Raw genomic sequence first — 13887 nt, 5'->3', positions numbered from 1 at the left:
AGATAGAAGGAATGCTCAATGGCTGATCTGTCCATTAGCCCCGAGGAAGTACGGGCGGCGCTCGACTCTTTCGTGGAATCGTATCAACCTGCACAGGTTGCGACCGATGAAGTCGGTCATGTTACCGAAACTGCCGACGGTATTGCCCATGTTGAAGGGCTTCCCGGAACTATGGCAAACGAACTCCTGCGTTTCGAGGATGGGACGCTGGGGCTTGCTATGAACCTTGAACAGCGTGAAATCGGTACCGTTGTTCTTGGGGATTTCTCCTCCATCGAAGAAGGGCAGCCCGTTTACCGTACTGGGGAAGTTCTCTCAGTGCCCGTTGGCGATGGCTACCTCGGTCGTACCGTTGACCCGCTGGGCCGCCCCATCGACGGCCTCGGTGATATCACCGACCTGGAAGGTCGACGAGCGCTGGAACTCCAGGCTCCCGGTGTCATGATGCGTAAGTCGGTTCACGAGCCGCTGCAGACCGGTCTGAAGGCGATCGACTCGATGATCCCGATCGGTCGTGGTCAGCGTCAGCTCATCATTGGTGACCGTCAAACCGGTAAGACCGCAATCGCACTGGACACGATCATTAACCAGCGTGACAACTGGCTTTCCGGCGATGTCAACAAGCAGGTTCGATGCATCTATGTCGCCATCGGCCAGAAGGGCTCGACGATCGCTTCGGTTCGCTCGACTCTTGAAGACGCCGGAGCAATGGAGTACACGACGATCGTTGCTTCTCCGGCCTCGGATCCCGCGGGCTACAAGTACATGGCTCCCTACACGGGTAGCGCAATTGGTCAGCACTGGATGTACCAGGGCAAGCACGTCCTCATCGTTTTCGATGACCTTTCTAAGCAGGCCGAGGCCTACCGTGCAGTTTCGCTTCTTCTGCGCCGTCCGCCGGGGCGTGAAGCGTACCCCGGTGACGTTTTCTACTTGCACTCTCGCTTGCTGGAACGCTGTGCGAAGCTCTCCGACGAGCTCGGTGGGGGATCGATGACCGGTCTGCCGATTATCGAAACCAAGGCAAATGACGTTTCTGCCTACATTCCGACCAACGTTATTTCGATTACCGATGGTCAGATCTTCCTTCAGTCTGACCTCTTCAACTCGAACCAGCGACCAGCTGTTGATGTTGGTATTTCGGTCTCTCGTGTCGGTGGTGCCGCACAGATCAAGGCAATGAAGAAGGTCGCCGGTACCTTGAAGCTCACGCTTGCTCAGTACCGTTCGATGGCGGCCTTCGCGATGTTTGCTTCTGACCTTGATGCTGCAACACGTCGTCAGCTCACGCGCGGTGAGCGTCTTATGGAGCTTCTCAAGCAGCCGCAAAACTCGCCCTATGTTGTTCAAGACCAGGTTGCGTCGATCTGGGCCGGCACAAATGGCTACCTCGACGACCTTGAGGTCAGCGAAGTCCTTTCTTTTGAAAGCGGTCTGCTGGACTACTTGCGTGCAAACTCCACGGTGCTTGATGAGATCGCCGCAACCGGTGAGCTCTCGAAGGAAACCGAAGAAGCCATGCGCGCTGCGGTTGAGACCTTCCATGGCCAATGGGTGAGCGCGAAGGCATCACCGGTCTCGCTTGATGACGCTGAGGTGCAGGCCGAGCGTTCTCAGGAAGAAATCGTTCGTTCGCGTCCGGTAGTGTCTGAGGCCTGAGTATGGGCGGACAACAAAGGATCTATAAACAGCGGATTGCATCTACGCAGACGCTGGCTAAGGTCTTTCGTGCGATGGAAATGATCGCGGCATCGCGAATCGGCGCCGCGCGTCGGGCAGCTACTGAACTTGGGCCCTATGAAAAGGCTCTGACTCAGGCAGTTGCCGCCGTCGCTATCCATACTGACCTTGACCACCCGCTGACTCGTGAGCGTCACGATACGCCACGTGTCGCGGTCCTTGTGGTTGCTTCCGATCGAGGGATGGCCGGAGCCTACTCAGCAACGATTCTTCGCGAGGCCGAACGTCTTGTCGAACGCCTCAAAGAAGAAGGAAAAGTCCCGGTTCTGTACACCTATGGTCGACGTGCCCAGGCGTACTTCCGTTTCCGGGGCGTGGAGATCGAAGATTCGTGGGAAGGGGAATCTGATTCACCTTCCGAGGAGATCAGCAATCAGATCGCTCGTGAGCTTCTTGAGCGCTTCACGGATTCAGATCCTATGACTGGCGTGTGCGAAGTTCATTTGGTCTACACGCGGTTCAAGTCGATGATGAGTCAGGTTCCTGAGGTTCGACGCATGATTCCTCTTTCCGTTGTCGATGCTCCTGAAGGGGATCGTGAACGTGATGAGGAACGCGGTGAGCACAAGGTGAATGCCGAACTCTTCCCCGAGTACGAGTTCATTCCTTCACCCGAAGAAGTTCTTGACACCCTGCTTCCGCTGTATGTCTCGAGCAGGATCCGAAATGTTCTTTTGCAAGCCGCCGCATCAGAGTTGGCTTCGCGCCAGCGCGCAATGCATACGGCAACGGATAACGCAGAAGAGCTCATTACGAAATACACGCGTCTGGCGAATTCGGCCCGTCAGGCGGAGATCACTCAAGAGATCACTGAAATCGTGGGCGGTGCCGACGCATTGGTCCAGGGCTGAGGCCCGTGCACATGGAGAAAATAGAAATGACTACTACTTCAACGGGACAGGGACGGGTCGCACGTGTTGTCGGACCGGTTGTCGATGTTGAGTTCCCGCCGGACGCAATTCCTCCCTTGTACAACGCATTGCACGTTGATGTGAATCTTTCCGGGCAGAGCGAAGGTGAATCCGGCGTTCAGACGATCACCCTTGAGGTTGCTCAGCACCTCGGTGACAACCTGATTCGTGCGATTTCGCTCAAGCCGACCGACGGTATGGTTCGCGGCTCGGTTGTCACCGATACCGGTGCTCCGATCTCGGTTCCGGTAGGCGACATCACGAAGGGTCACGTTTTCAACGTGACCGGCGAGGTCTTGAATCTCAAGCCCGGTGAGCATCTGGAAATCACCGAGCGCTGGCCGATTCACCGCCAGCCGCCGGCATTCGACCAGCTTGAGGCTCGCACGAAGATGTTCGAAACGGGCATCAAGGTTATCGATTTGCTCACCCCATATGTTCAGGGTGGCAAGATTGGCCTCTTCGGCGGCGCAGGTGTGGGCAAGACCGTTCTGATTCAGGAAATGATTCAGCGTGTTGCTCAGAACCACGGTGGCGTTTCGGTTTTCGCTGGCGTTGGTGAGCGTACCCGTGAAGGTAACGACCTGATTCACGAAATGGAAGAGGCCGGCGTCTTCGATAAGACGGCACTGGTCTTCGGACAGATGGATGAACCGCCGGGGACCCGTCTTCGTATCGCCCTGACTGGTTTGACCATGGCAGAGTACTTCCGCGATGTTCAGCATCAGGACGTGCTGCTCTTCATCGACAACATCTTCCGCTTCACCCAGGCTGGTTCAGAGGTTTCGACGCTGCTGGGTCGTATGCCTTCTGCTGTTGGTTATCAGCCGAACCTCGCTGATGAAATGGGACAGCTTCAGGAACGTATTACCTCTGCTGGAGGCCACTCGATTACGTCTCTACAGGCAATTTATGTTCCCGCAGACGACTACACCGACCCGGCACCTGCGACGACCTTCGCCCACTTGGACGCAACGACTGAGTTGTCGCGTGAAATTGCATCACGCGGTATTTACCCCGCCGTTGATCCATTGGCATCGACGTCTCGAATCCTTGACCCGGCACTGGTCGGTCGTGAGCACTACGACACTGCTACTCACGTAAAGGCGATCTTGCAGAAGAACAAGGAACTGCAAGACATCATCGCCATTTTGGGCGTTGATGAATTGTCCGAAGAAGACAAGGTCACCGTTGCGCGCGCACGTCGCATTGAGCAGTTCCTCTCGCAGAACACCTACATGGCTGAGAAGTTCACCGGTGTTGAGGGCTCGACTGTTCCGCTTTCAGAGACCATCGAGGCCTTCAAGCGCATTGCTGAGGGCTACTACGATCAGGTCCCTGAGCAGGCCTTCTACAATATTGGTGGCATCGACGATCTTGAACGTCGTTGGCACGAGATCGAGAAGGATAACTGACGTGCCTGCCACCGATAAGTTGCAGGTCGAGATCGTTTCTCACGAAGGCAGGCTCTGGCACGGTAGTGCATCTCAGGTGAGTTTTCCGGCAATGGATGGCTCCATCGGTGTGCTTCCGGGACGACAGCCAGTTCTTGCGGGTCTCGTTCCCGGACGTGTGAGTATCACGACTGAGCAAGGAGTTGTCGACTTCGATATCGATAAAGGTCTGGCTTCGGTAGATTCCGACTTTATTACGATTGTCGTGGAACACGCCTCCCAGATGTGAGTGAGCGGTGTGCGGGCTTAAACTGTCCGCACACCCTCATTGTCTTCAGGAGGTTTTCATGGTTGTGCTGAACATTATCGTGATGCTCCTCCTTGCCCTTTTTGTCTTATGGCTGCTTCTTAATCTGCGCGCGCGTCATCTCGATCAACAAGATGGTGCTTTTCGGGCGTGGGCGCGACTTGATTCGCATTCCGGATGGATGTCAGGAATCGGTCAGTATCAGGGCGATCGCCTGTGTTGGTATCGTTTGGTTGCCCCTTCACTGAAACCGCATGTTGTCCTTCCCCGACATGGACTTGAAGTCTCCCTTCCCCTGCAACGCTCAACCGATGGATCAATGGTTGAGGTCCGCTTGACATCAGGGGATGTTTTTCTGGACATTGCAGTTGAACCACTGACCTATAACGGGCTTGTATCGTGGGGAGAATCCGAACCACCCGCTATCGAACATGGCTCTACGCTCTAGTTTTATTCCCACGACACTGCCAGTTCCCGAAAGGTAAGCTGTTGCGCGTTCTTATCGCTTCATGCACGGTCGATTACTCAGGCCGCCTCAGTGCGCACCTTGACCGCGCAATTCGCCTCATTATGCACAAGGCGGATGGCTCTGTACTGATCCACTCTGATGGCGGTTCATATAAACCACTGAATTGGATGAATGCTCCCTGTACAGTCACCACCGAAATCCCCGAAGAGGGGGAAGAGATGGATGGCGTGACCCAGGTGTGGCAGGTCCAATCCGATAAGACTGATGACCGACTAGTTATCCGTATTCACGAGATCATCAGTGACGTCACCGAAGAGTTTGGTATTGACCCCGGACTTGTCAAAGACGGTGTTGAGACCCACCTTCAAGAACTCTTGGCACAGCAGGTACCGCAGGTACTGGGCGAAGGCTGGGAACTGGTACGTCGCGAATATCCCACTCCCGTTGGACCAGTTGACCTGCTCGTTCGTGATCCACAGGGGCTGCCCGTTGCAATCGAGGTTAAAAGGCGCGGAGGAATGGACGGCGTTGATCAGCTAACGCGCTATCTGTCCCTTTTGGGCCGCGATCCTTTGCTGGATGGGATTAGAGGGGTCTTTGCTGCTCGAGAGATTACGCGGCAGGCCCGTACCTTGGCTGAAGATCGCGGAATTGATTGCCTCATTCTCGATTACGACGCCATGCGAGGTTTTGACGATCCCGATTCCCGTCTCTTCTAATGACTCAAGCTGCACTCAGCCTGAGCCTTGCGCGCATTATTAGCCAAGGCCTCGTCGCAGAAACGGCTGCGGATAATCCCATTGCTGCGGTCGACAATATGCTCGCTTTGCAGGCTCAACTTCCTTCTTCGATTCCCTGGGCGATTAATCTACGCGTCAAACAGCCTTCTATTGGTGCAATTAATGAGGCCTTTGAGTCTGCTGGGCTTGTACGTTCGTGGCCAATGCGCGGAACAATTCATGTCACCAGCGCGAAGGACCATCATTGGCTGCGTCAGGTGCTTCGACATCGGTATCGCGCATGGATGCGTTCCCTTGAGGAAGAGGGACTGACTCGCGCGCGTATTGAGGAAGCTGCGCAGATCGCATATTCGTGCATTACCTCGGCGGGACCTCAAAGCCGTGAAGAACTCTGCGCGGCCTGGGAGCAGGAAGGGATCCGAACGGGTACGCGCCCGCAACGCGAGGCAGCCCTGCGAGCGGGGGAGAAGGGGACTTTCCTTGACCGCCGTAATCTTTTCCTTGCGTTGCATATTGAGGGTTTCCTAGTTGGCGGTCCGAGGCGGGGCAATTCCTTTCTTTTTTGTGATGCGAGGACTTTGCCCGTTGCGGAAGGGGTCGCCCAGGGAGAAGCTGATCACGAGGCCGCGCTGGCCGAGCTTGCGCGTCGCTATGCTTGGGGGCACGGCCCGGTCAGTGTCGAGGATTTTTCTCGTTGGACATCACTAACGAAACGTGAGTCTCGGGCTGCGCTGGAACGTGCGGTGCGATTAAGAAGTGACCGTCCTATCGTTCTCGGTGAATCTGGATATCAACGTGCCGATCTTGACTCGCTGTTGAGCCGCTGCGGAGATGCTGCTCGAGCGCTGTTTTCTTGCCCGTCTTTCGATGAAGTCCATGTGGGATATGCAGACCGCACTAGCTTGGCAACGCAGGAGGCAGAGCGAGCGATTTGCCCCGCAAAGAATGGGATGTTTCGACCAATTGTTATCAAAGATGGCCGGGTGATTGCCGTACAGGATCCGCGCAAAGGATATGCGTTTTTGGATTCGATGCGAGACGAATATGATCAATCTCTGCTGGAAGAAGCTGAAGAAATCGGTGAGTATTTGAGCGGCAAATAAGTGATCGCGCAGCTGAAAATGTGCGAAAATATTCGTATGGATTCACAAGTTATGCGAGGCCGCATCGTCCTGAAAGATTCCATCATTGAAGATGGCGTCATCACCGTTGAAGGCCAATTTATTTCTCATATTTGCCCGGCATCTGATTTTTCTGGCGAGCTTCCGCAGTCAAGTGGCTCTACTTTCCTTCCGGGACTTGTCGATGTGCACTGTCACGGAGGCGGTGGGGAGTCTTTCCCGAATGCAACGACTCCCGAGGCCGCGATGCAAGCCGTCATGGAACACCGTCGTCACGGTACGACCTCGTTGGTCGCTTCGTGCGTCACCGCTGATGCTGATACCTTGAAAGCACGTGCTCGTACCCTAGCTTCGCTTGCCGAAAAGGATGAAATCGCGGGGATTCACTTCGAGGGGCCCTTCGTATCCCATGCGCGTTGTGGCGCCCAGGATCCGACCTACATTGTTGATCCGGATCCCGATCTCACCCGCGAACTCATTGATGAATGCAAGGGATATGCACTTTCAATGACCCTTGCTCCGGAAAAGCCCCGCGCATTTGGAGAAGGTTCTGTTGCTGAAGCGCTGATCGATGGGGGTGCCATTCCTTCGTGGGGGCATACGGATTCGAACTCGACCTTTGCACGTCAAGCTTTGGAATACTCACGTGAGCATTTCGCAAATTCTTCGACTCCTCGCGGCCCTCGTGCGACGATCACGCACCTTTTCAACGGCATGCGTCCACTGCACCACCGCGACACCGGTCCGATCGCAGAATTCCTTTCAGATGCTGCCCGTGGAGGTGCGGTTGCAGAGCTGATTTGCGATAACGTCCACGTTGATCCACTTCTTGTTCGCGATGTCTACGAACTTGTCGGTCGCGATCACGTTGTGCTGATCACGGATGCGATGGCTGCAGCCGGTATGCCTGATGGTTCCTACACGCTTGGTCCTCAAGATGTTGTCGTTCGTGACGGTATCGCGCGCCTGGCTCAGGGCGATTCTATTGCCGGTGGCACTGCGCACCTTCTTGACTGTGTTCGCGTGGCAACGACCTTGGGAGGAATTCCTCTGGTGGATGCTGTCTACATGGCATCAACTCAAGGCGCTAAGATCTTGGGCGATCCGCGAGTGGGCAGCCTTGAGGCTGGGAAATTTGCAGATATTGTCGAGGTGGATCCTGAGCTCAATGTGCGTCGCGTAGTTCGCCGTGGCACAGTAGTTGAGTGAGAGGAAAACGATCTCGTAAGCGTCCATGGGGCGAGAGTCGGCCATTGCAGATGTCGGCTCTCGCCTCAGTTGCGCGCAGCGAAATTGGACCTGATGGCGAGTCCTATCAGGTCCAATATCTTCGTTCTTCTTCGAAGCCCTATACCTGTCCCGCGTGTCTGCAAACAATTGCCATTGGCAGCGCACACGTCGTTGCATGGCCTGAAGAACGTGCCTATGGGTTGGATCAGGGAGTTCGTGCTCGGCGACATTGGCACTTGAACTGTTGGAAACGTGGTCTTCGCCCGGCATAATGGGCGTAATTGGCTACGTGCACGTGGCGTGAGACACCTCCAGTATGCACTCGTGTTGTTTGCCCGTAGAGTTACAACTAGAGGTTGACACTATCCCATTAATAGGAGACTCCGAGTGGACCAGCTCAGAAGATTTTCAGGAGCAGCTGCAGCATGTGCAGTTGCGGTGATTGCTGCGATTGTCGCGGTATTGGCTTTGACTGTGTGGAAGCCAACCCAACAAATTAGTGCGAGTGTTACCCCCCAGCAGCCGGTCGTCATCACCCGCGAGGGACTCTTCCAACTCGAAGGGGGTGAAGTCACCGTTACCGCGGCTTCTGCCTCGGGAAAGCAAGTGACGATGGCGCTGGGTACAGCGGCAGATGTTCGTGCGTGGGTTTCCGATCTGTCCTATGCGGAAATCACTGGCATCTCGGCGAACCGTGAGAATCTTTTGACCGAGGGGCATGACTCCGCAACCTCGTCGCCTTCTCCTTCGCCCTCACCCTCCAGTGAGGCTCCACAAAACCCTGATCAGAATGCTCAGCCTTCGCCTTCTCCCAGCGCGACTCCAACTCTGTCGGCTGCCGGTGGAGATATGTGGCTTGACGAGGCAACCGCTCCTTCGACCGCGACAATGACGCTTCGTGATGTCGCAGCAGGGCGTTCGCTGGTTATTACTTCGGATGGAATGACTCCCTCTGATTTGACGGTCACCATGACCTGGCAGACGCCGCATGCGAATGTTCTAGCAATCACTGCTGGCGTTATTACATTCATCTGTCTTCTCGTTGCCGCTGCCTTGGTCGGCCTTGTTCTTTGGCGTGAACGTCAGGTGGATTCTGAAGAAGGAAAGCGTAAGGAAGACGAAGCAGAAGATGAGGCATCTCAACAGGTAGATCCCGCCTTCTTTGAAACCGACGAAAACTCTGAGTCTTCTGAAGCTGAAAGCGAAACCCTTCAAAGCGATAACGAAGAAGCTGAAGAGTACAGCGACTCAATCGAGGGCGGGGAAACGCCTGATGACGTAACGGCCCAAGATGCTTTCACTGAGGTCGCTGAGCTTGACGAGGAAACGCCAGAAAGCGAATTGCCAGAAGTCCGCACTTCTGAAGAGAGCTTCGAAATTGAAGAGGCTTCCGTCACCGATCGGGATGAATCTTCGGACTCTGAGCCGCGTCGTGGTCGCCACGGCATTGCCTATCACGATGACGAAGTAGACCCACCTGCTCGCGAATCAACAGATACGGGAATTATCGATTTGTCCGCTATTCGCCCGGGTGCAGTTCTTCCTTCGCGCCGCGCGCTGCGTCAGGCACGTGAAAAGGGCGAAGGACGCTTAGTGATTGGTGGCCAGGAATTCGATACTGGCTTGATTCCTCAGGTGGAGAAGGAAGAAGAAGCATCCACCAGTGATGGATCCGAAGAAAAGCGCTCGTGGGGCTCGATCATGGGGAGCTGGATTTCACCGAAGCAACGCGGACAGAAGGGACAGTGACGATGAGAATACGACGGATCCTCCCAGTTCTGTGCGTGCCTGCACTTATTCTTGGGGCATGTAGTAGCCGTGATCTAGTTGCTCCTGAGGTGACATCACAGCCTTCTTCCGCTTCCCCGAACCTAGACTCAGCGCGCATCGAGCGTGTTCTTGGATCCATTCAGGACACCATCAATACTGCTGATGCAACACGCGACCCGGCTGCTCTGGAACCTCGACTTGAGGGTGGGGCATTGCGTATGCGCAGTGACCAGTATGCTGCTGCTAAAGCAACGAATACTGAAGTGCCTAAGCTTGTCGTCAACCAGGGTTCGGTTGCAGTGACAAATTCGGATCAGTGGCCGCGCGCTATCGTGAATGTCTCCAGCCCTGATCAGGCATCTCTTCCTGTACTCGCATTCGCAGTTCAAGACGACGCGCGATCGAAATACAAGCTCGTCGGATGGGCGCGTGCGCTTGGTGGAGCTCAATTCCAGCTGGATAACGTGGAGAAGGGCTCTGCGGCACTTGGTCCTGATGCTCAGGGATTCGTGAAGACCCCGAAGGAAGCACTCCAGGGCTACGTGGACATGCTGAATTCCGGTAATGCCGGTAACGATCAGTATGCGGGTGATGATTTTGCTCGTCGCTATTTGCAGGATGCAAAGAGCTTGAATGATGCGGTTCAGGCTGCTGGAAATGTTCAGGCGCATGCTGATCTCTCGGCTGATTTCCCGATTGTCGGTGTCGAGCTGGTCGACGGTTCAGCTCTTGTTGCCGCTTCATTCACCTATACTCAGACCTATCAGCGCACTGTTGCTCGTTCGACTATGCGCCTTGGGGGAACAACTGCTGCACTGGCAGAAGGTGATGACGATACGGTCAAGGGAAAGGCAACGGCAACCTACAGTGTGACCGTGCTCCTGCACATCCCCAAGGCCGGCTCGGATTCGCAGCAGATTAGCGCCGTTGGCGCAGAACGCGCACTTGGCTCGGTCGTCAAGGATGATGGCGCCGGGAACCCCGATCAACGTTAAGGAGGTCTTCTTCATGAATAATGATGCTCACAATCCTCAACCTGCAGATTCGCACGGTGCACTCGACCTCAGTGCAGCTGCTTCCGCCGCAGGACAGGGAGGCCCCAGCACTTCTCAGCAGCCAAATCGAGAAGGTGGTGCCGGTGGCATCAGCATTCCGCTGATCGATTCCTGCGATGATTCCTCTTTCGAGGCCATTGCCGCGAATTCTCAAAAGGTTCCGGTCGTCCTCGTTCTTTGGGCTGCTCAATCTCTTGAATCTAAACAGCTTCTGGCCACCCTCGAAGAGCTCGCACGTGAAAAGGCGGGTGCCTTCCAGCTTGTTGAGGTTGATGTCCAACAGGCCCCGCGAGTTGCACAGGCATTCCAAGTACAGGTGCTTCCGACTACGGTCGCTCTTGTCGGCGCGCGTCCTGTTCCTCTTTTCCAAGGTGCTGCTGCTAAGGAACAGATTGCCCCTGTTATCGAGGATTTGCTGAGGGCTGCTGGACAGATGGGGGTCACCGGTCGGATTGCTGTGAGCGGATCCGATATTGCAAAACCCATCCCAGAGGAGCATATCCCCGCCCTCGAAGCTGAAGAACGTGGAGATCTTGAAGCTGCGCAGGCTGCTTGGGAGAAGATTATTGAACACAATCCCCGCGATGAAGAAGCAAAGAATCACCGCGCACGGATTAATTTCAAGCTGCGTGAGGCTCAGGAAAACGGTGATCCCTCCGCACAGGCAGATGCGCTCTTCAATGAGGGAAAGACTGCAGAAGCATTTAATGTGCTCCTGCGCCTTATCGAAGACAGCCCGGAGGATCAGCGTGAGGACTACCGTGTCAGGCTGCTGGATCTTTTCCGAATTGCGGGGAATACCCCTGAGGTTAAGGCTGCAAGACGGCGTTTGTCTGCGCTGTTGATGATCTAGAGGCTGTTAACAGACAAGCTGATAAGGGGTGTGGGGAACAGATTAAAATCTGTTCCCCACACCCCTTAGTGCTCAAAAGTTCAGTGCTGAGGTGCCAGCCAGAGAGCACCCAGAGGAGGAACGCGAAGCTCTACCGAGTAGGGGCGTCCATTCCAGGGGATCTCTTCAGCAACGAGCTCGCCGATATTAACGACTCCTGAACCACCATATTGTGGATCATCCGTATTGACGACCTCTTGCCAGGTTCCCGCATGAGGCAGGCCGATGCGGTAGCCCTCGTGGGGGTTACCAGCGAAGTTCACCACGCACACAAGCTCATCCTGAGCGCGGTGGCCGCTAGTGGCCTCGGACTTACGGATATAAGAGATCAGGTTGTGATCGCCATCGGAGGCGTCAATCCACTCGAAACCTGTGTAGGTGTCATTCCACAGTGCTGAGTGGCTGCGGTAGAGCTCGTTGAGGCGCGCAACCAAAGCTGCCATTCCGGCATGGTCAGGCCGATCGTAGAGCCACCAATCCAGGGAGTAGCTTTCATTCCACTCTTGTTCCTGTGCAAATTCCTGACCCATGAAGATCAGCTGCTTACCGGGGTGCGACCACTGGTAGGCGAAGAGCGAACGCAGGCCAGCCATCTGCTGCCAATGATCACCGGGCATCTTGGACACAAGCGCGCCCTTGCCGTGAACAACCTCGTCGTGAGACAGAGGCAGCACGTAGTTCTCTGAGAAGGCGTAAACCAGTGAGAAGGTCAGCTCACCGTGATGCCAACGACGGTTGACAGGATCTTCAGAGAGATAACGCAGGGTGTCATTCATCCACCCCATGTTCCACTTCATTCCAAAGCCTAGGCCGCCACCTGAGGTTGGAGCAGTAACTCCGGGCCATGCGGTTGATTCTTCTGCGATCATGACAATTCCAGGATGCAGACGGTAGGAGGTCGCAGTTGCTTCCTGAAGGAAAGAAATCGCCTCAAGATTCTCACGCCCGCCGTATTGGTTTGGACGCCACTGGCCGTCCTTACGCGAATAATCCAGATAGAGCATGGAGGCAACGGCATCAACGCGTAGGCCGTCGATGTGGAATTGATCAAGCCAATACAGTGCGTTTGCAACCAAGAAGTTTCGCACTTCAGTGCGGCCGAAATTAAAGACGTAGGTTCCCCAATCCGGATGTTCGCCGCGCAGCGGATCAGGATCTTCATAGAGCGGGGTACCGTCAAAGCGCGCCAGTGCCCAATCGTCCTTGGGGAAGTGCGCCGGTACCCAGTCCAAGATCACTCCGATACCTTCTTGGTGGAGACGGTCCACAAGGTATCGGAAATCATCGGGAGTGCCATAGCGTGAGGTCGGTGCGTAATAGGAAGTGACTTGGTAGCCCCAAGACCCACCGAAGGGGTGCTCAGCAAGAGGCATGAATTCGACGTGGGTGAAACCCATCTTCTTGACGTAGGGGATGAGCTCATCAGCCAAACCGCGGTAACCCAGATCCTGCTTCCAGGAGCCTGCGTGAACCTCGTAAATCGACATGGGGCCGCTGTGGGGGTTGGCATCCTCGCGTGCGCGAAGCCAGTCTTCGTCGTTCCATGTGTGGAAGACGTCGGTGACGACCGAGGCCGTGGCTGGGGGAATTTCCGTTGCCCGAGCCATGGGGTCTGCTTTTTGGAACCAGTTCCCCGAAGGTCCTTGGATTTCGAACTTGTAGCGGGCGCCGACACCAACGCCGGGAATGAAGAGTTCCCAGACTCCGGAAGCACCCATTGTGCGCATGGCGTGTCCGGTGCCATCCCAGAAATTGAAGTCACCGACAACGCGCACGGCCTGCGCATTGGGAGCCCACACAGCGAAGGCAACACCATCGACAGGTCCCATGACACCATCAAAATGCATGAGGTGGGCACCCAAGACCTCCCAGAGGCGCTCATGACGTCCTTCGGAGATCAGATAGGTATCCATTTCACCAACGGTTGGGAGGAACCTGTAGGGGTCATCAACGATCTGCGAATGATCGCCGTAGGTCACGCGCAGTCGGTAGTCGGGAATGTCTTCTGCAGCGAAGACGCATACCCAAACACCTCCGTGTTCGTGGGTTGCCGGGTAGGTATGGTCCTGAGTGAGCACCTCGACCGAATCGGCCAGATGGTGAACGCTGCGGATCGTGACAACACCGTCATTGAGGTGTGCTCCCAGCACATCGTGGGGGAGAGGATAGCGCCCTTCGGCTACCGCATCGAGGACGTCTGTGGCCACTGCTGTCGCTTGAGGTTCCATGTGTTCATCATCTCACGTTTAAATAATTTC

General features: G+C 55.5%; 13 protein-coding genes. 12 read left to right on the top strand and 1 reads right to left on the bottom strand.

Annotated features, from left to right (window positions below):
• The first annotated feature begins 18 nt into the window (after nucleotides 1–18).
• From atpA to HGAS_RS01335, 12 genes are all read left to right on the top strand, one after another.
• The gene (atpA, locus tag HGAS_RS01390; RefSeq protein ID WP_009409255.1) at nucleotides 19–1659 is read left to right on the top strand and encodes a F0F1 ATP synthase subunit alpha; all 1641 of its coding nucleotides are present in this window, start codon (nucleotides 19–21) and stop codon (nucleotides 1657–1659) included.
• A 2-nt stretch (nucleotides 1660–1661) separates the two neighbouring features.
• Complete coding sequence (locus HGAS_RS01385) at nucleotides 1662–2591, top strand: F0F1 ATP synthase subunit gamma (protein ID WP_009409256.1); 930 nt, start codon at nucleotides 1662–1664, stop codon at nucleotides 2589–2591.
• 26 nt (nucleotides 2592–2617) lie between these two features.
• A complete protein-coding gene (gene atpD / locus HGAS_RS01380; RefSeq protein ID WP_019126158.1) occupies nucleotides 2618–4066 on the top strand; it encodes a F0F1 ATP synthase subunit beta in 1449 nt (482 codons plus the stop codon).
• A gap of 1 nt (nucleotide 4067) precedes the next feature.
• Entirely contained in the window at nucleotides 4068–4334 is a 267-nt protein-coding gene (locus HGAS_RS01375) for a F0F1 ATP synthase subunit epsilon (RefSeq protein ID WP_009409258.1), read from the top strand.
• A 58-nt stretch (nucleotides 4335–4392) separates the two neighbouring features.
• Nucleotides 4393–4800, top strand: coding sequence for a DUF2550 family protein (locus tag HGAS_RS01370; protein WP_009409259.1), 408 nt, complete (start codon nucleotides 4393–4395; stop codon nucleotides 4798–4800).
• Nucleotides 4801–4841: 41 nt separating this feature from the next.
• Nucleotides 4842–5540, top strand: coding sequence for an endonuclease NucS (gene nucS / locus HGAS_RS01365; RefSeq protein ID WP_019126157.1), 699 nt, complete (start codon nucleotides 4842–4844; stop codon nucleotides 5538–5540).
• Nucleotides 5540–6664, top strand: coding sequence for a DNA glycosylase AlkZ-like family protein (locus tag HGAS_RS01360; RefSeq protein WP_019126156.1), 1125 nt, complete (start codon nucleotides 5540–5542; stop codon nucleotides 6662–6664). The genes nucS and HGAS_RS01360 overlap by 1 nt, the downstream gene beginning before the upstream one ends.
• A 36-nt stretch (nucleotides 6665–6700) precedes the next feature.
• Nucleotides 6701–7891: an N-acetylglucosamine-6-phosphate deacetylase gene (locus tag HGAS_RS01355; protein ID WP_026066561.1), complete on the top strand. Its 1191-nt coding sequence runs from the start codon at nucleotides 6701–6703 to the stop codon at nucleotides 7889–7891.
• A 50-nt stretch (nucleotides 7892–7941) separates the two neighbouring features.
• Nucleotides 7942–8184, top strand: a complete 243-nt coding sequence (locus HGAS_RS01350) for a hypothetical protein (RefSeq protein ID WP_009409263.1) — start codon at nucleotides 7942–7944, stop codon at nucleotides 8182–8184.
• Nucleotides 8185–8299: 115 nt separating this feature from the next.
• Nucleotides 8300–9661: a hypothetical protein gene (locus tag HGAS_RS01345; protein WP_019126154.1), complete on the top strand. Its 1362-nt coding sequence runs from the start codon at nucleotides 8300–8302 to the stop codon at nucleotides 9659–9661.
• A gap of 35 nt (nucleotides 9662–9696) precedes the next feature.
• The gene (locus HGAS_RS01340) at nucleotides 9697–10677 is read left to right on the top strand and encodes a hypothetical protein (protein ID WP_019126153.1); all 981 of its coding nucleotides are present in this window, start codon (nucleotides 9697–9699) and stop codon (nucleotides 10675–10677) included.
• A gap of 13 nt (nucleotides 10678–10690) precedes the next feature.
• Nucleotides 10691–11590: a tetratricopeptide repeat protein gene (locus HGAS_RS01335; RefSeq protein WP_026066559.1), complete on the top strand. Its 900-nt coding sequence runs from the start codon at nucleotides 10691–10693 to the stop codon at nucleotides 11588–11590.
• Nucleotides 11591–11670: 80 nt separating this feature from the next.
• Here HGAS_RS01335 and glgB read toward each other — a convergent pair whose 3' ends face one another.
• Nucleotides 11671–13857 (bottom strand): 1,4-alpha-glucan branching protein GlgB, encoded by a 2187-nt coding sequence (gene glgB, locus HGAS_RS01330; protein WP_019126151.1) that lies wholly within the window; start codon nucleotides 13855–13857, stop codon nucleotides 11671–11673.
• Nucleotides 13858–13887 lie beyond the last annotated feature (30 nt).

Origin of the sequence: Actinomyces sp. ph3, assembly GCF_000308055.1 — a bacterium.
Classification (GTDB): domain Bacteria; phylum Actinomycetota; class Actinomycetes; order Actinomycetales; family Actinomycetaceae; genus Pauljensenia.
The sequence above is the reverse complement of the archived record's forward strand: the minus strand, read 5'-3'. Positions and strand labels throughout refer to the sequence as shown.

Coding starts and splice junctions, on each gene's coding strand:
- atpA (WP_009409255.1), top strand. CDS start 19: ATGGCTGATCTGTCCATTAGCCCCGAGGAAGTACGGGCGGCGCTCGAC.
- HGAS_RS01360 (WP_019126156.1), top strand. CDS start 5,540: ATGACTCAAGCTGCACTCAGCCTGAGCCTTGCGCGCATTATTAGCCAA.
- HGAS_RS01350 (WP_009409263.1), top strand. CDS start 7,942: ATGTCGGCTCTCGCCTCAGTTGCGCGCAGCGAAATTGGACCTGATGGC.
- HGAS_RS01385 (WP_009409256.1), top strand. CDS start 1,662: ATGGGCGGACAACAAAGGATCTATAAACAGCGGATTGCATCTACGCAG.
- HGAS_RS01335 (WP_026066559.1), top strand. CDS start 10,691: ATGAATAATGATGCTCACAATCCTCAACCTGCAGATTCGCACGGTGCA.
- HGAS_RS01370 (WP_009409259.1), top strand. CDS start 4,393: ATGGTTGTGCTGAACATTATCGTGATGCTCCTCCTTGCCCTTTTTGTC.
- glgB (WP_019126151.1), bottom strand. CDS start 13,857: ATGGAACCTCAAGCGACAGCAGTGGCCACAGACGTCCTCGATGCGGTA.
- atpD (WP_019126158.1), top strand. CDS start 2,618: ATGACTACTACTTCAACGGGACAGGGACGGGTCGCACGTGTTGTCGGA.
- HGAS_RS01355 (WP_026066561.1), top strand. CDS start 6,701: ATGGATTCACAAGTTATGCGAGGCCGCATCGTCCTGAAAGATTCCATC.